At 60.5% G+C, this 15,562-nt stretch carries 13 protein-coding genes; 4 read left to right on the plus strand and 9 right to left on the minus strand.

Annotated features, from left to right (window positions below):
* Position 1: 1 nt before the first annotated feature.
* Both V6P94_RS04280 and V6P94_RS04285 read right to left on the minus strand, forming a co-directional pair.
* Positions 2-1,366: a GTPase/DUF3482 domain-containing protein gene (locus V6P94_RS04280; RefSeq protein WP_133075138.1), complete on the minus strand. Its 1,365-nt coding sequence runs from the start codon at positions 1,364-1,366 to the stop codon at positions 2-4.
* Positions 1,359-2,741: a DUF2868 domain-containing protein gene (locus V6P94_RS04285; protein WP_133075139.1), complete on the minus strand. Its 1,383-nt coding sequence runs from the start codon at positions 2,739-2,741 to the stop codon at positions 1,359-1,361. Before V6P94_RS04285 ends, V6P94_RS04280 begins: the two co-directional genes overlap by 8 nt.
* 90 nt (positions 2,742-2,831) lie before the next feature.
* Between V6P94_RS04285 and V6P94_RS04290 the strand changes: the two genes are divergently transcribed.
* On the plus strand, positions 2,832-3,344 hold the full coding sequence (locus V6P94_RS04290; RefSeq protein WP_133075140.1) for a dihydrofolate reductase: 513 nt from the start codon (positions 2,832-2,834) through the stop codon (positions 3,342-3,344).
* 44 nt (positions 3,345-3,388) lie between these two features.
* On the opposite strand, the gene V6P94_RS04295 is transcribed toward V6P94_RS04290, so the two are convergent.
* A complete protein-coding gene (locus V6P94_RS04295; RefSeq protein ID WP_133075141.1) occupies positions 3,389-4,780 on the minus strand; it encodes an L-cystine transporter in 1,392 nt (463 codons plus the stop codon).
* Between the two features lie 220 nt (positions 4,781-5,000).
* Between V6P94_RS04295 and V6P94_RS04300 the strand changes: the two genes are divergently transcribed.
* A complete protein-coding gene (locus V6P94_RS04300; protein WP_133075142.1) occupies positions 5,001-6,056 on the plus strand; it encodes a haloacid dehalogenase-like hydrolase in 1,056 nt (351 codons plus the stop codon).
* 98 nt (positions 6,057-6,154) lie between these two features.
* Here the strand turns inward: V6P94_RS04300 and ilvD are convergent, their stop codons facing one another.
* A complete protein-coding gene (gene ilvD / locus V6P94_RS04305) occupies positions 6,155-8,002 on the minus strand; it encodes a dihydroxy-acid dehydratase (protein WP_133075143.1) in 1,848 nt (615 codons plus the stop codon).
* Between the two features lie 392 nt (positions 8,003-8,394).
* Between ilvD and V6P94_RS04310 the strand changes: the two genes are divergently transcribed.
* A complete protein-coding gene (locus V6P94_RS04310; RefSeq protein WP_133075144.1) occupies positions 8,395-10,080 on the plus strand; it encodes a DUF4153 domain-containing protein in 1,686 nt (561 codons plus the stop codon).
* Between the two features lie 58 nt (positions 10,081-10,138).
* On the opposite strand, the gene V6P94_RS04315 is transcribed toward V6P94_RS04310, so the two are convergent.
* The gene (locus V6P94_RS04315; protein ID WP_019828076.1) at positions 10,139-11,335 is read right to left on the minus strand and encodes a class I SAM-dependent rRNA methyltransferase; all 1,197 of its coding nucleotides are present in this window, start codon (positions 11,333-11,335) and stop codon (positions 10,139-10,141) included.
* A gap of 150 nt (positions 11,336-11,485) precedes the next feature.
* Between V6P94_RS04315 and mutM the strand changes: the two genes are divergently transcribed.
* The gene (mutM, locus tag V6P94_RS04320) at positions 11,486-12,298 is read left to right on the plus strand and encodes a bifunctional DNA-formamidopyrimidine glycosylase/DNA-(apurinic or apyrimidinic site) lyase (RefSeq protein WP_133075145.1); all 813 of its coding nucleotides are present in this window, start codon (positions 11,486-11,488) and stop codon (positions 12,296-12,298) included.
* Between the two features lie 130 nt (positions 12,299-12,428).
* Here mutM and V6P94_RS04325 read toward each other — a convergent pair whose 3' ends face one another.
* From V6P94_RS04325 to V6P94_RS04340, 4 genes are all read right to left on the minus strand, one after another.
* Positions 12,429-12,680 (minus strand): YfhL family 4Fe-4S dicluster ferredoxin, encoded by a 252-nt coding sequence (locus V6P94_RS04325; RefSeq protein ID WP_016782613.1) that lies wholly within the window; start codon positions 12,678-12,680, stop codon positions 12,429-12,431.
* A 99-nt stretch (positions 12,681-12,779) separates the two neighbouring features.
* The gene (gene coaD / locus V6P94_RS04330; RefSeq protein ID WP_004419754.1) at positions 12,780-13,262 is read right to left on the minus strand and encodes a pantetheine-phosphate adenylyltransferase; all 483 of its coding nucleotides are present in this window, start codon (positions 13,260-13,262) and stop codon (positions 12,780-12,782) included.
* A 115-nt stretch (positions 13,263-13,377) separates the two neighbouring features.
* Positions 13,378-14,973, minus strand: coding sequence for a GMC family oxidoreductase (locus V6P94_RS04335; RefSeq protein ID WP_133075146.1), 1,596 nt, complete (start codon positions 14,971-14,973; stop codon positions 13,378-13,380).
* A gap of 38 nt (positions 14,974-15,011) precedes the next feature.
* The gene (locus tag V6P94_RS04340; protein ID WP_219262675.1) at positions 15,012-15,557 is read right to left on the minus strand and encodes a twin-arginine translocation pathway signal protein; all 546 of its coding nucleotides are present in this window, start codon (positions 15,555-15,557) and stop codon (positions 15,012-15,014) included.
* Positions 15,558-15,562: the final 5 nt, after the last annotated feature.

A 15,562-nucleotide genomic window follows, 5' to 3' on the forward strand; every position in this document is an offset into this window, starting at 1 on the left:
TTCAGATGTGTGTGGCCAGCCACTCGATCTGTTCCTGGCGCTCGGCCTGGTTCAACTTCGGATGGGGGTTCAGAGACGACCATTGCGGGTGCGCACGGGCTTTGTTCAGGGCTTCGGGCAATTTGCCTTCGCGCCAGGTTTTGTCCTGTGGGGTGGCGACCTTGATGCTGTCGACAGCGGCATGCCCGCGGGCATTGAGGGCGTGCAGCAATTGCCGTTGGCGCAAGGCCAGCAGGCGCAACACGCTGTCGTCCACGGTCAATTCACGCTGGCCCTTGAGTTTGCCCAGCAAGCGGCTGCCATAGCTGCGTGCGGTCTGCAGCGCACCACCGGCAATGGCGCCGGCCAATGCGGCCGCACCCAGGGTCAGGCCTCCGACCATCAAGTCCACACCGGCCCCGGCCGCCGCGCCTGCAGCAATCCCGCTACCGACCCGCACACCCAGTTGCTTGAGGGTTTCGGGGTTGAACAAGTCATCGCCCCAGCGCCCGTCGAGCAACGGCAAATCGCTGGCCGCCGCATCGCTGGTACGAAAGCCATACAGTTTGAGCATGGCTTCAACGCAGCGCTGCTCACGCTGGCGGATGGCTTCGCGCAGTTGCTGGATGGCCTGTTGTTCGGCGGCTTTTTCGCTGATCACGCTACGACGGCATGCGGCGCAGTCGATCAGCAACTCGGCGATCAAGCGCAGCGCACTGTGCTTGCGGGCTTCTCGTTGAGCCTCCTGGTCTGTAATCAGTCGCTGCAACGCCTCCCGTGAATGTTCCAGCAGCAGGGCCAGGCTTTCATACAAGCGGCGCTCGCCATCTTCGGGCGGGGCCACGCTGTCAAACCGCACCAGAGCATGCAAACCAAGGCGTGCCAGGGCTTCGCGCCATTCAGGCTCGCGGTGCTGCGGGCTGCTGACAAAATTGAGCACCGGCAGCAGCGGCTTGCCGCAACTGGCCAGCACACTGAGTTCGTCACGGTACTTGGCCAGGACCGGCTCACGGGCGTCGATCACATACAACCCCGCGTCCGATGCCAGCAGTTGGCGCAGTACCTTGGCCTCCTGCTCAAAACGCTGGCGTGCCTCGCTGCCTTCAAGAAACCGGGCCACCCGCGCCGGGCCATCAAGGCGTTCGCCGGGGTGGTCGAGACGCTCAAGGTAGTCGAGCAGGGCGATGGCATCTTCAAGCCCCGGGGTGTCGTAAAGCTCCAGCAGGGGCTCGCCGTCTACCGACAATCGCGCACCTTCGACATGGCGCGTGGTACTGGGACGATGGGACACCTCGCCAAAGCCGACATCCCGGGTCAGGGTGCGCAGCAAAGAGGTTTTGCCGACATTGGTGTGGCCGACTACGGCCAGCGTCAGTGGCTTAGTCATGGCCTGTCTCCAGCCAGTTCAAGGGGGCAGTGGCGGCGAACGGCAGCCCCAGTTGCTGCAGCGCAGTGTGCCAGTCACCCAGGCGGTCGGCGTCCAGCGCCTGGCCGGGCGGGGCTTGCAGCAGCCACACGCGGGTCTCGCTGGCACTGCGGGCCAGTTCGCCGATCAGCGCCAGGCTGCCGCGGTCCGGCGAGCGCCGCGGGTCGCAAGCGATGGCAAGCCGGGCCGGAGGGAAGCGGGTCATTTGTTCGAGCAGTTTTTGCCGGGACTCGCGGCTGTCGAGAATGCCCGCATCCTTGACCGTGGGCGGCAAGGTGGGTGGCCACGGATGCTGGTCGTCCAGCTCAATGGCCACGATCAATGCGCCATCGGTGTGCAGGTCGCTGTGCCCGCCCTGCACGCTGTGCAATTGCTCGGGGGCGATGTCGTTGACGCCCAGGCGTTCGCTGCTGGGCATCAGCCGTTCGCGCAACTGGCTGTAGCCGGGCAGGTTGAGATCCAGCTCCAGAGCGTTGCGCCCGGTTCTCCAGCGCCACAGGCACAAGGCTGCCAGAAGCAGGCGCGGCAGTACGCCGTAAATCAGTACCACGCCAACCAGCCAGACCGCCCAGGCCTGACGCACCAGTTCGTTGTTGTAGAGGCTGGTATCGTTGCTGATGCGGATCATCTCTACGGTCGGCACGCTCATGCCCAGCCAGTTGGGCAATGCGCCAAGGGCGCGGGTGGCGGCGACAAAGACGTCGGCGCCCAGAATAGTGGTCTCCCAGATAAACCCGTAGCGGCGGGTGGCCATCAGCAACAGCATCATCACCAGCGCGCTGAGCATTGCCAGTAGCCACAGGCCATTGACCAGTGTGCCGAGCGCCCAGCGATTGAGTTTGCGCCGTTGCAGCAACAGCAATAACGCGGGAGCCAATTGCGCGGCCTTGGCGTCACGGGCGAGTTTTTCACTGAGCCACAGCCACAGGCGGCCGAGGCTGGCGCCGTGTTCACCGGCAAACAGCAGGCCGGTTGCCCAGCTCAGAAGCAGTATCAGGTTGAGCCCCAGCAGGCTGCCCAGTGCCCAGAACACATTGACCGGGGTTTGCCCGTCGCCCAGGGCCGCAAATGCAAGGCCGGCGCCGCTGATCACGGCCAGAACGGCCAGCACCAGCAACGCCAGCCGGGCGCCTTGCAGCCAGTGCTGCATGGCACTGAGCAAACCATCGCGTTCGGCCAGCCACAGGGCACGGTTTTGCAGGCGTGTGGATAAGTCGCCAGCCGTGGTTCGGGCACGGCGATTGGCTTCCAGGTCGTCCAGCGGGCCTGCGTGTTCTTCGCGCAGGCGCACGGTCTCGGTCAACCAGAGGCGTTGTAATGGGGAAAGTTGAGTCACGCGACATTCCATTCAAGTGAACAAGGAGCATAACCGCTGTTAGTCAGGCGGGGTACTGTCGGCGCAGGTCGCTCTGGTATCCTCGGCGCCATGAAAAAATCACTCCCCCTAAGCCTGATCGCGGCACTCGCTGAAAACCGCGTGATCGGCGTCGACAACAGCATGCCGTGGCATTTGCCTGCGGATTTCAAATACTTCAAGGCCACCACCCTGGGCAAGCCGATCATCATGGGTCGCAAAACCTGGGATTCCCTGGGGCGCCCGTTGCCGGGTCGATTGAACCTGGTGGTCAGTCGTCAGGCCGATTTGCAGCTCGAAGGTGCCGAGGTGTTTGCATCGCTTGAAGCCGCGGTTGAGCGTGCCGAGCAGTGGGCAACCGAGCAGGGCGTAAGCGAAGTCATGTTGATTGGCGGCGCGCAGTTGTACACCCAGGGCCTGGCGGATGCCGACCGGTTGTACCTGACGCGGGTGGGGATGAGCCCGGAAGGCGATGCGTGGTTCCCTGAGTTTGATCAGGCGCAATGGAAGCGGGTGTCAGAAGAACTGCATGCCGCCGCGGATGACAAGCCGGCGTTCAGCTTTGAGGTGTGGGAAAGGGTTTAAGGCAAGCCCGCACCCACAAGCGTGGGCGCGGGGTCAGTCAGGTGTTACGCGTGCGCCAGATCACCATGGTCGTCTTCAGCCAGAATGGCCTTGTCGGTCTGGTGCAGAATCTGGCTGGTCACCGTACCGGCGACCATCGAACCGCTGACGTTCAGCGCCGTGCGGCCCATGTCGATCAGTGGCTCAACCGAAATCAGCAACGCCACCAGCGATACCGGCAAGCCCATCGCGGGCAATACGATCAGTGCCGCGAAGGTCGCACCACCGCCCACACCGGCCACGCCCACTGAACTCAAGGTCACAATCGCTACCAGCGACGCGATCCACACCGGGTCCAGCGGGTTGATGCCAACGGTCGGAGCAACCATCACCGCCAACATGGCCGGGTACAGGCCGGCACAGCCGTTCTGGCCAATGGTGGCGCCAAACGAGGCGGCAAAGCTGGCGATGGAAGATGGAATCCCCAGGCGACGGGTTTGCGCTTCAATGCTCAGCGGGATGCTGGCCGCGCTCGAACGGCTGGTGAAAGCAAACGTCAGTACTGGCCATACCTTGCGGAAAAAGCGCAGCGGGTTAACGCCGGATACCGACAGGATCACGCCATGAATCACGAACATCAGGGCCAGGGCGATGTAGGACACCACCACAAAGCTGCCCAGTTTGATGATGTCTTGCACGTTGGACATGGCGACCACTTTGGTCATCAGGGCCAGAACACCATACGGGGTCAGTTTCATCACCAGGCGCACCAGGCGCATCACCCAGGCTTGCAGGGTGTCGATGGCGCTGAGGATCTTGCCGCCTTTTTCCGGTTCATCCTTGAACAGCTGCAGTGCAGCAATACCCAGGAATGCAGCGAAAATCACCACGCTGATGATCGAGGTCGGCTTGGCTCGGGCCAGGTCGGCAAACGGGTTCTGCGGGATAAACGACAGCAGCAACTGCGGCACGTTCAGGTCCGAAACCTTGCCCACGTAGTCGCTCTGGATCACTTGCAGGCGGCTCATTTCAGCCGCGCCCGCCACCAGGCCATCGGCGGTCAGGCCGAACAGGTTGGTCAGGCCGATGCCCACCAGCGCTGCGATCATGGTGGTGAACAGCAGTGTGCCGATGGTCAGGAAGCTGATCTTGCCCAGGGATGAGGCGTTATGCAGTCGGGCCACAGCGCTGAGAATCGATGCGAAAACCAGCGGGATCACGATCATTTGCAGCAGTTGCACGTAGCCGCTGCCTACCAGATCGAACCAGCCGATGGACGTTTTCAGGGTAGGGCTATCAGCACCGTAGGTCATGTGCAGGCACAGACCGAAGACCACGCCGAGAACCAGTGCCAGCAAGACTTTTTTAGCCAGGCTCCACGCGGTGTGGCGGGTCAGCGACAGGCCAAACAGCAACGCGAGGAACACCAGCAGATTGAGGATCAGCGGGAAATTCATGAAAACTCCGAGGGGACGACGTGCATCAGTATTTGTATGCAGCTATTGCGAACCGGAAAGCGTAACAGTTTGAAATAACAGGAAATATACCGTTGTGGAATGACAACCTTTGTTTTTGGAATAAGGCGGTGGCGCATTCACGACGATAGCCGTCGTGTCCGAATCAAAAATTGTCACACAGGTTTGTTAGCTTCGATGCCTTTGACGTGGAGCATAGCTGATGAAACTGACCGCCAAGTTGATCGCTGCAACCCTGTGTCTGGGCCTGACGGGGCAGGCACTGGCCACAGAATTGGAACACTGGCCCGCTGATCAGGCCAGGCAACTGGAGGCCATGATCGCCGCCAACGCGAACAAGGGTAACTTCGCGGTCTTTGACATGGACAACACCAGCTATCGCAACGATCTGGAAGAGGCCCTGCTGCCTTATATGGAGAACAAGGGCCTCATCACCCGCGAAAGCCTGGACCCGTCACTCAAACTGATCCCGTTCAAAGACACCGCTGACCACAAGGAAAGCCTGTTCAGTTACTACTACCGCCTGTGTGAAATCGACGACATGGTCTGCTACCCGTGGGTGGCCCAGGTGTTTTCCGGTTTCACCCTGCAACAGCTCAAGGGTTACGTGGATGAGTTGATGGCGTCGGGCAAGCCGGTGCCGGTGACTTACTTCGAGGGCGATGTGGTCAAGAACTCAGAGGTTCAGCCGCCCAAGGTGTTTACCGGTCAGGTCGAGCTGTTCAACAAACTGATGGAAAACGGCATCGAGGTCTACGTGATGACGGCTGCCTCGGAAGAGCTGGTGCGCATGGTGGCGGCCGATCCCAAGTACGGTTACAACGTCAAGCCGCAGAACGTGATTGGCGTGACCACCTTGCTCAAGGACCGTAAAACCGGGGAGCTGACCACGGCACGCAAGCAGATCAGTGCGGGCACCTATAACGAAAAAGCCAACCTTGGGCTGGAACTGACGCCTTACCTGTGGACACCGGCGACGTGGATGGCGGGCAAGCAAGCGGCGATCCTGACCTATATTGATCAATGGAAAAAACCGGTGCTGGTGGGCGGTGATACGCCGTCCAGTGATGGCTACATGTTGTTTCACGGGGTTGACGTCGCCAAGGGCGGGATTCACCTGTGGGTCAACCGCAAGGACAAATACATGGCGCAGCTGGAAGGCATGATGGCCAAAAACGCAGCGGCCCAGGCCAAGGAAGGTTTGCCGGTGACGGCGGACAAGAACTGGGTGATCGTCAAGCCTGACCAGATCCAGTAATTCCTGTGGGAGCGGGCAAGCCCGCTCCCACAAGGGTGGTTATGTTGCCCATAAAAAATCCCGGCACCTGGCCGGGATTTTTGTTGTTGCAGGGTGGCTTACGGCACCAGCTTGTCCAGCAATGCTTTGTCACGCACCGCGCCCTTGTCGGCGCTGGTGGCCAGCAAGGCGTAGGCCTTGAGGGCGGTGGTGACTTTGCGCGGACGCACTTCAACCGGCTTCCAGCCTTTCTTGTCTTGCGCGGCACGGCGTGTCGCCATCTCTTCGTCGCTGATCAGCAGGTTGATCGAGCGGTTTGGAATGTCGATCAGCACTTTGTCGCCGTCCTGCACCAGACCGATCGCGCCGCCAGCCGCCGCTTCCGGCGAAGCATGGCCGATGGACAGGCCCGAAGTACCGCCCGAGAAGCGGCCATCGGTGAGCAGGGCGCAAGCTTTGCCCAGGCCTTTGGATTTCAGGTAGGACGTCGGGTAAAGCATCTCTTGCATGCCCGGGCCGCCTTTCGGGCCTTCGTAGCGGATGATCACGATGTCACCGGCCTGCACTTCGTCCGCCAGAATGCCGCGCACGGCGCTGTCCTGGCTTTCGAAGATCTTGGCATTGCCTTCGAACACGTGGATCGATTCGTCTACGCCCGCCGTTTTAACGACACAACCATCCAGCGCGATGTTGCCGTACAGCACGGCCAGGCCGCCTTCTTGCGAGTAGGCATGCTCGACACTGCGGATACAGCCGTTTTCACGGTCGTCGTCCAGGGTGTCCCAGCGGGTCGACTGGCTGAACGCGGTTTGGGTTGGAATACCGGCCGGGCCTGCACGGAAGAAGGTATGCACGGCTTCGTCGTCAGTCTGGGTGATGTCCCACTTGGCGATGCCTTCAGCCAGGGTCTTGCTGTGTACGGTCGGCAGGTCGGTGTGCAGCAGGCCGCCACGGGCCAGCGAACCGAGGATGGAGAAAATGCCGCCGGCGCGGTGCACGTCTTCCATGTGGTACTTCTGGATGTTCGGCGCCACTTTGCACAGCTGCGGCACGTGACGCGACAGGCGGTCGATGTCTTTCAGGTCGAAGTCGATCTCGGCCTCTTGGGCAGCGGCCAGCAAGTGCAGGATGGTGTTGGTCGACCCACCCATGGCGATGTCCAGCGTCATGGCGTTTTCGAATGCCTTGAAGTTGGCGATGTTGCGCGGCAGTACCGATTCGTCGTTCTCGACGTAGTACTGGCGGCACAGGTCGACGATGGTGCGGCCAGCCTGCAGGAACAGCTGCTCGCGGTCGCTGTGGGTCGCCAGTGCCGAGCCGTTTCCCGGCAGGGCCAGGCCCAGGGCTTCGGTCAGGCAGTTCATCGAGTTGGCGGTGAACATGCCGGAGCACGAACCACAGGTTGGGCAAGCGCTGCGCTCGTACTCGGCAACCTTCTCGTCAGAAGCGCTGGAGTCGGCCGCGATGACCATGGCATCTACCAGGTCCAGGCCGTGGCTGGCGAGCTTGGTCTTGCCCGCTTCCATAGGGCCACCGGAAACGAAAATCACCGGGATGTTGAGGCGCAACGAGGCCATCAGCATGCCAGGGGTGATCTTGTCGCAGTTGGAGATGCACACAATGGCGTCGGCGCAGTGGGCGTTGACCATGTACTCGACGGAGTCGGCGATGATCTCGCGGCTCGGCAGCGAGTACAGCATGCCGTCATGGCCCATGGCGATGCCGTCGTCTACGGCAATGGTGTTGAATTCCTTGGCAACGCCGCCAGCGCGCTCGATCTCGCGGGCAACCAGTTGACCCATGTCCTTCAGGTGGACGTGGCCGGGTACGAACTGGGTAAAGGAGTTGGCAATGGCGATGATCGGCTTCTTGAAGTCGGCATCTTTCATCCCCGTGGCGCGCCACAAAGCGCGGGCACCGGCCATGTTGCGGCCGTGGGTGGAGGTTTTCGAACGATAGTCAGGCATGGAACAACTCCGGGCGGCTAATCAGGTAACAAACAGGGAAGTGAGCTTCTAATGACTGGCAGACCACACAGAAAATGACTACGTGTCAGCTAGCTGCCTTAAACGCTGCGGGATCGCCGCGCGCCTGGGCCTGAGCTCATAAACCCGCCGGGGATGATTGGCGATGAATCCGTCGATTCTACACGGCTGGCGGGCGGAGGGAATGGGCAGGGCAGTTACTCCGGAGCACAAATGAGCGACTCGCAGTAACGCACTCGCTGTTCACGGTCAATCGGGCATTGAGTAAGTCCAGGCCTGCCTTTGTGTAAGAAACAGTATTTTTTGAAAGTGACCGGGCCATTTAACGAAATTCAAGCAATAGTGTTCGAATGGTTTTTCAGTGAGGACTCTAAATGCTGACGCTCAACCGCTCCGTCAAAGCCAGCCTGGTGATCGGTCTGACACAAGGGCTGCTGCTCTGGCTGGCCAGTACTTTGCCCCAGTCCGGGGTCAGGATCGCTTTGGCTACAGCCGTGCTGGTGGGCGGCATCAATCTGCTGCTGTTGGGTGACAGCGTGCGCCAGCGCGGTACGGCATGGCTGGTGATCGGACTCACGGCCGTCTTGACGGCCATCAGTACCTGGGTATTTCTGGACGGTGACAGGCAGTTATTCAACAACAGGTGGCTGACCGGGAGTTGGGTGTTCTTCTCGCTGGTGGTCGCTTACGTCTGTACCGCTTTTATCCTCAGTTGGCCGACCCGTGAGGGGCGGTATCCGCGTTATGAGGACCTGTTCCGCCATGCCTGGGACACGGTGTTTATCGTGCTGCTGGGGCTGCTGCTGAATGCGGTGTTCTGGGGATTGCTGTGGCTGTGGGGCAGTCTGTTCAAGATGCTCGGGATTGTGGTGCTCAATAAACTGTTCTCAACCGAGGGGTTTATTTGCGTCAGTTCGGCGATGGTATTTGCCCTGGGCGTGAATATGGGGCGCGAGAATGATCGTGTCATCGGCATGCTGCGCGGGCTTTTGCTCACGCTCTGCCGTTTTCTGCTGCCCCTGGGGGCGCTGATTGCCATTGTGTTCACCCTGGCGTTGCCATTTACCGGGCTGGAGCCGATCTGGGACACCGGGTATTCGACGCCGATCATGCTGTGGCTGGTGGCGGTCAATCTGTTCTTGCTCAATGGTGTTTTCCAGGACGGCACCCAGGGCAGCGGTTATGCGGTGTGGCTCAAGCGTGTGGTCGACCTGTGTCTGCTGTGCTTGCCGGTGCTGGTGTTGCTGGCAGGGTATTCGACCTGGCTACGCATCGAGCAGTACGGCCTGACGCCTTCCCGTGTGCTGGCAATGTTGCTGGTCGCGGTGATATTTGCCCACAGCCTGGCTGCGGTCTGGGCGGTGGTGGTGCCGCAGCGCCAGTGGCTGTGGAGTTTGCGTCTCACCAACCCGGTCATCGCGCTGGGGACGGTGGTGCTGTTGCTGGCCATTCATACGCCGTGGTTCAGCCCGCTGAATTTCAGTGCAAATAATCAGGTGGCTCGCGTGCTGAGTGGCAAGACGGCGGTAGAGAACTTTGATGCCGACACCTTGCGCTATCAGCTGGGCCTGCCCGGCAAGCAGGCGTTTGACGAGTTGCTGGTGCAAGTGGAGCAAGGCCAGGTATTGACGCCGCCTGAGCGGCAAGCGTTGCTCAAGCGCCTCAAAAGTGTCGACACGGGCGAGGGCAAGCGGGCGCCGAAAGAGAAAACCCTGGAATGGATTGGCCCTGTAGTTGAAGGCAGTGATCAATTTGAAGCGCCAGATTTTGGCAAGCAGGCGTGTCAGGAGCCGGGCTGTGTGTTGTGGGCCGTTGATCTGGATCGGGATGGGCAAAACGAGGTGGTGCAACTGCCCAAGCGGGGCTGGGTCAGGGAACTGGATTTTTTCAAGCGCGATGGGCAGGGCAAGTGGCAACACGCAGGCTCGTACGAGGCCGATGCCAATGCACTGGAGATGATCGAGCAGATCCGTGAAGGCAACGCGAAGGTAGTGACGCCGCGCTATCAATCATTGTTGATCAATGGCGTGGAGCTCAATCCCCGTTCGAAGGCGCAATGAACGCTAAACCCCGTAGCAGCCGTCGTTCTCGACAGCTGCTACGGGGGCAATGTGCGTCTTAGCTGTTAGGCAGCAAACGGCAGGTGATGCTCTTGATGTAGCGTGTTTCGTTGATGGCCGGGTGTACCGGGTGATCCGGACCCTGGCCACCGCGTTCCAGCAGCTGGATGTTGCGATCCAGATGACGGGCGCTGGTTAGCAGAATGTTCTGCAGGTCGTCTTCCGGCAGGTGCATCGAGCACGATGCGCTGACCAGAATCCCGTCCTTGGTGAGCAGGCGCATGGCTTGCTCATTCAGGCGGCGGTAGGCACCTTCGCCGTTTTTCAGGTCTTTTTTGCGTTTGATGAAGGCCGGCGGATCAGCAACGATCACGTCGAAACGCTCTTCGTTGGCTTTGAGTTCCTTGAGGGCTTCAAACACGTCGCCTTCCATGCAGGTGACTCGCTCGGCAAAACCGTTCAGGGCAGCGTTGCGCTCAACACCGTCGAGGGCGAACGATGAAGCGTCGACACAGGTCACTTCGCTGGCGCCGAAAGCAGCCGCCTGAATACCCCAGCCACCGATGTAGCTGAACAGGTCCAGGACTTTTTTGCCTTTGACGTAAGGCGCCAGGCGGGCACGGTTCATGCGGTGGTCGTAGAACCAGCCGGTTTTCTGACCGGTCATGACCGGCGCTTCGAACTTGACGCCGTTCTCTTCCAGGGCAACCCACTCCGGCACCAGGCCGAACACGGTTTCGACGTAGCGCTCAAGGCCTTCAGCGTCGCGGGCAGCCGAGTCGTTCTTGAACAGGATGCCGCTTGGCTTGAGGACTTGCACCAGCGCTGCGATCACGTCGTCTTTGTGCTGTTCCATGGTGGCCGAGGCCAGCTGGACCACCAGGATGTCACCGAAACGGTCGACTACCAGGCCCGGCAGCAGGTCTGAATCGCCGTAAACCAGGCGGTAGTAAGGCTTGTCGAACAGGCGGTCGCGCAGGGACAGGGCCATGTTCAGGCGGTGAACCAGCAGCGATTTGTCCAATGGCAGCTTGATGTCGCGTGACAGCAGGCGTGCACAGATCAGGTTGTTGGGGCTCATGGCAACGATGCCCAGCGGCTTGCCGCCGGCGGTTTCGAGTACCGCTTGGTCGCCGGCCTTAAAACCGTTCAGCGGTGTGGCGGCTACATCGATTTCGTTGCTGTAGACCCACAAGTGGCCGGCGCGCAGGCGTCGATCGGCATTGGCTTTAAGGCGCAGGCTTGGCAGGGACATGACGTCGCTCCGGGTATTGAAAAGGGCGCGATTATAGCCTTAGACGTAACCTTGAGGCTTGGCTGATTCACCGCATTGCGTCGGATCACGGAGCTAGTCGCGCAGAAATTTCCGTTAGAATCGCCAGCTATTCCAGAGTACGGAGCCCCCATGCCTGAATTACCTGAAGTCGAAACCACCCGGCGTGGCATCGCCCCGCACCTTGAGGGGCAGCGGGTCAGCCGGGTGATTGTACGCGAGCGCCGTCTGCGCTGGCCGATCCCCGAAGACCTTGATGTGCGCCTGTCAGGGCAGCGCATTGTGCTGGTCGAGCGCCGGGCCAAGTACTTGCTGATCAACGCCGAGGTGGGGACGCTGATCAGCCATTTGGGCATGTCCGGCAACTTGCGGCTGGTGGAGGCGGGCTTGCCCGCTGCCAAACATGAGCATGTGGACATTGAACTGGAGTCCGGGCTGGCCTTGCGTTACACCGACCCGCGCCGGTTCGGGGCAATGCTCTGGAGTCTGGATCCGTTGAACCACGAGCTGCTGGTGCGCCTGGGGCCGGAGCCGCTGACGGACCTGTTTGATGGCGATCGACTGTTTCAGCTGTCGCGCAAGCGTTCGATGGCGGTCAAGCCGTTCATCATGGACAACGCGGTGGTGGTGGGCGTGGGCAATATTTACGCGACTGAAGCATTGTTTGCTGCCGGGATCGACCCGCGTCGCGAGGCCAAGAGTATTTCCCGTGCGCGCTATTTGAAGCTGGCGATTGAGATCAAGCGGATTTTGACCGCCGCCATCGAGCGTGGTGGCACGACCTTGCGCGACTTTATCGGTGGCGATGGCCAGCCCGGTTACTTCCAGCAGGAACTGTTCGTGTACGGGCGCGGGTATGAGCCCTGCAAGATCTGCGGCACTGAACTGCGTGATGTAAAGCTGGGTCAGCGCGCCAGCGTGTTCTGCCCGCGTTGCCAGACGTAGTCACCAGTCCTGCGCTGAAAGCTTGTGGGAGCGGGCTTGCTCGCGATGCAACCACCTCGGTCGAACGGGTCGATCGCAGTGAATCTATCGCGAGCAAGACCGCTCCCACACAAATCGCATAGACGATGAATCAGGCCTTCCCGGTAATTGCCCGGTACTTTTCCATCAGCTGTTCTTCGGTTTCCGGGTGGGCTTCATCCAGCGGGATGCAGTCAACCGGGCAAACCTGTTGGCATTGCGGTTCGTCGTAGTGGCCAACGCACTGGGTACACAGGTTGGGGTCGATCACGTAGATCTCTTCGCCCTGGGAAATGGCAGCGTTCGGACACTCGGGTTCGCAGACGTCGCAGTTAATGCAATCGTCGGTGATGATCAGGGACATGGGTACTCCGGCCGGGGCGGTCGGCCCGGGCAACTGAAATCGAATGCGGCAATTGTGCCGCATTGGCGCCCGCAGTGCACGCGGGCGCCGCTTCAGTGGTTATTTCTTGCGAAAACGCTCGGTCAGGGCATCAGCCACGGCCGGGTGTACGAATTTGTTGATATCGCCGCCCAATGCTGCGATTTCGCGCACCAGCGTCGACGATATGAACGAATAACGCTCTGACGGCGTGAGGAACAGACTTTCGACATCGGGGGCCAGTTGGCGATTCATGTTCGCCAGCTGAAACTCGTATTCGAAGTCCGACACGGCACGCAGGCCACGCAGAAAGACATTGGCGTTCTGTTCTTTGGCGAAATGCGCGAGCAGCGTCGAGAAACCGACCACCTCAACATTGGGCAGGTGTTTGGTGACTTCACGAGCCAGCTCCACACGCTGTTCCAGTGGGAATAGCGGGTTTTTCTTGGTGCTGGCAGCGACAGCAATGATCACGTGATCGAACAGGCGCGAAGCGCGTTCGACCAGATCGCCATGGCCCTTGGTAATAGGGTCGAATGTACCTGGGTACAACACTCGGTTCATCGCGTCGTCCTGGCGGGAATCCGTTGGGGAGTCGGATGGTATCGCAGCATTACCGGTCGGCCAAGTCGCCATTCGAAGAAGAAAGCACTATAGACGCGACGAATTAACTGCTTTTTCATGAACTTTTAAGGCGTTCGGCCAGTTGCGTCGCGAGTTTTGCTGTCAATCCGTACACCGATAATTGTGGGTTGGCACCAATGCTGGTGGGGAATAATGAGCCGTCGTGGACCGATACATTGCGCAATTGATGATGGCGGCCGAGGCTGTCGGTGACGGCCATCTGCGGATTTTCACCCATTGAACATCCGCCCATCACATGGGCACTGGCCAGGCGGGTTCGATACAACTCAAGGCTCAAACTGTCGATCTGGTCACGTGTTTCGCGAAGGCGTGTCATGTAGCGCGCATCGCTGTGCAATGGCATGACTGCGCTGGCACCCGCCGCAAACTGGATTTCGGCCATGCTGTGGAAGGCGCGCTTGAGCCCCTCCCAGCCGTAGGGCGTGAGGGTGTAATCGAGCACCGGACTGTCATCGCTGCGCAACTCGACACTGCCACCAGGGCTGTCAGGATGAAAACCGTCGCGCATCAGCGCCAGCATCATGTGGGTAGTGGGCAGTTTGGCCATTTGTTCAGCACTGCTCTGGCCAAAGCCTGAAAACAAGGTGGCGGCCAATGCCGGGTGCAGCGGTGGCACTTCGAGTTTGTAGCCCATAGGGCCTTTGGGACCGTCTTTCCATTGAAAGTGATCTGAGTAAATCGACTGCGGCGCACCGTAGAAAGGATTGATTGCAGTAGGAAATTGCGCTGCGGAGAAGTTGACCAGATGCAGAAATGTCCGCTTGCCCAGTCGCTTGTGTGGGTCGGGTGCGTCGGAGCGCATCAGCAGGCCGGGCGTATTGATGCCACCGCCTGCCAGAACGTAGTGGCGGGCCTTGACCGTAATCGTGTGGCCGTTGGGGGTTACGCAGCGGCTGTCCATTGCCTGGCACTCCAGGCCGGTGACATGGTCGCCACTGATGGATAACCGCCACGCGCGGGCCAGATACAGCAGTTCGCCGCCGTTCTCCAGAGTCGCGGGAATGGTTGTGACCAGCATTGATTGTTTGGCGTTGGTCGGGCAGCCCATGCCGCAATAGCCCAGGTTCCAGCAGCCCCGCACGTTGCGGGGGATCACATGCCAGCTGTAGCCGAGCTTTTCGCAGCCGTTGCGGATCACTTCGTTGTTGGCGTTGGGCGGGACTTGCCAGGGCGCAACACCCAGGCGCTGCTCCATGTGTTCGAACCAGGGAGCCATCTGTTCCTCGCTGTGGCCTGCGACTGCGTGCTCGCGGGCCCAGTGCTCCAGGGTGGGCGCCGGGGTGCGAAAGCTGGAGGTCCAGTTCACCAGCGTGGTGCCGCCCACGGCCCGGCCTTGAAGAATGCTGATGGCGCCGTCTTTGCTCATGCGCCCCACACCTTCCTGATACAGGCTGGCGTAGGCCTCGTCCTCGAGCAGCTTGAAATCGCTGCTGGTCTTGAGCGGCCCTTCTTCGATCAGTAGGACCTTGTAGCCCGCTGCGCTGAGGATTTCAGCCGTGGTGCCGCCTCCTGCACCGCTGCCGACAATGGCGACGTCTGCCTCCAGTGTCAGGTCGCCCTCCAGTTGCGAGCCATCATGGGTTTTCCAGCCTCGGGCCAGGCCTTCGCGAAACGGATCGGTTACGGGCATCAGGGTTACTCGAGATGAGTGCGGGAACGTAAGTGTTTTTATATTTTTGGCGGACCCGGGTAGCCGCAGGCCGCCCATGATTGCGGGCACTCGTACCAACTCATCATGACCAGCTGCACCAGCGAGCCATGACCCATTTTCAGCAAGCCCAGGCTGCTGTTTTGCCAGCGCTGGAGAAAGTGCCGGATCTGCTCGGGGCTGGCGTTTTCCCAGCGACCCCAAACCCCGGTCAACGGGCCGCGTGTCATGGGCATGGCCAGCACGTCGAACAGTTGTTGGGTAAGGCTGAGCAGCGCGGGAGACAAGTGGTTGAGGTTGTCGTCCAGAGTGTTCAGCGTGGCCTTCGTAGCGTCGGGCATTGAGGACGCAGGCACGCTGCCAGCGAGCATGACCGGGATCAGCGCGCGCAAAAAAATCAGGTCGCTGCTGCGCAATACCGCAAAGCCACTGGCGCTGCTGCTGGCCGAGCAACCGCTAAGGCTGGCACTTAGCCCGGCAGTCGCCAGTAATGCACTGGCACATGCACCGACCTTCAAGACCCCGCGACGTGAAAGCAGGGCGTTCTCGACACTGAGTACAGGCATGGCCA

It is taken from the genome of Pseudomonas sp. ML2-2023-3 (genome assembly GCF_037055275.1).
GTDB lineage: Bacteria > Pseudomonadota > Gammaproteobacteria > Pseudomonadales > Pseudomonadaceae > Aquipseudomonas.

What these genes read in the sequence shown, in the direction of transcription:
- V6P94_RS04280 (WP_133075138.1), bottom strand. Translation starts at nt 1,366, where the DNA reads ATGACTAAGCCACTGACGCTGGCCGTAGTCGGCCACACCAATGTCGGC.
- V6P94_RS04290 (WP_133075140.1), top strand. Translation starts at nt 2,832, where the DNA reads ATGAAAAAATCACTCCCCCTAAGCCTGATCGCGGCACTCGCTGAAAAC.
- V6P94_RS04295 (WP_133075141.1), bottom strand. Translation starts at nt 4,780, where the DNA reads ATGAATTTCCCGCTGATCCTCAATCTGCTGGTGTTCCTCGCGTTGCTG.
- V6P94_RS04300 (WP_133075142.1), top strand. Translation starts at nt 5,001, where the DNA reads ATGAAACTGACCGCCAAGTTGATCGCTGCAACCCTGTGTCTGGGCCTG.
- ilvD (WP_133075143.1), bottom strand. Translation starts at nt 8,002, where the DNA reads ATGCCTGACTATCGTTCGAAAACCTCCACCCACGGCCGCAACATGGCC.
- V6P94_RS04310 (WP_133075144.1), top strand. Translation starts at nt 8,395, where the DNA reads ATGCTGACGCTCAACCGCTCCGTCAAAGCCAGCCTGGTGATCGGTCTG.
- V6P94_RS04315 (WP_019828076.1), bottom strand. Translation starts at nt 11,335, where the DNA reads ATGTCCCTGCCAAGCCTGCGCCTTAAAGCCAATGCCGATCGACGCCTG.
- mutM (WP_133075145.1), top strand. Translation starts at nt 11,486, where the DNA reads ATGCCTGAATTACCTGAAGTCGAAACCACCCGGCGTGGCATCGCCCCG.
- V6P94_RS04325 (WP_016782613.1), bottom strand. Translation starts at nt 12,680, where the DNA reads ATGTCCCTGATCATCACCGACGATTGCATTAACTGCGACGTCTGCGAA.
- coaD (WP_004419754.1), bottom strand. Translation starts at nt 13,262, where the DNA reads ATGAACCGAGTGTTGTACCCAGGTACATTCGACCCTATTACCAAGGGC.
- V6P94_RS04335 (WP_133075146.1), bottom strand. Translation starts at nt 14,973, where the DNA reads ATGCCCGTAACCGATCCGTTTCGCGAAGGCCTGGCCCGAGGCTGGAAA.
- V6P94_RS04340 (WP_219262675.1), bottom strand. Translation starts at nt 15,557, where the DNA reads ATGCCTGTACTCAGTGTCGAGAACGCCCTGCTTTCACGTCGCGGGGTC.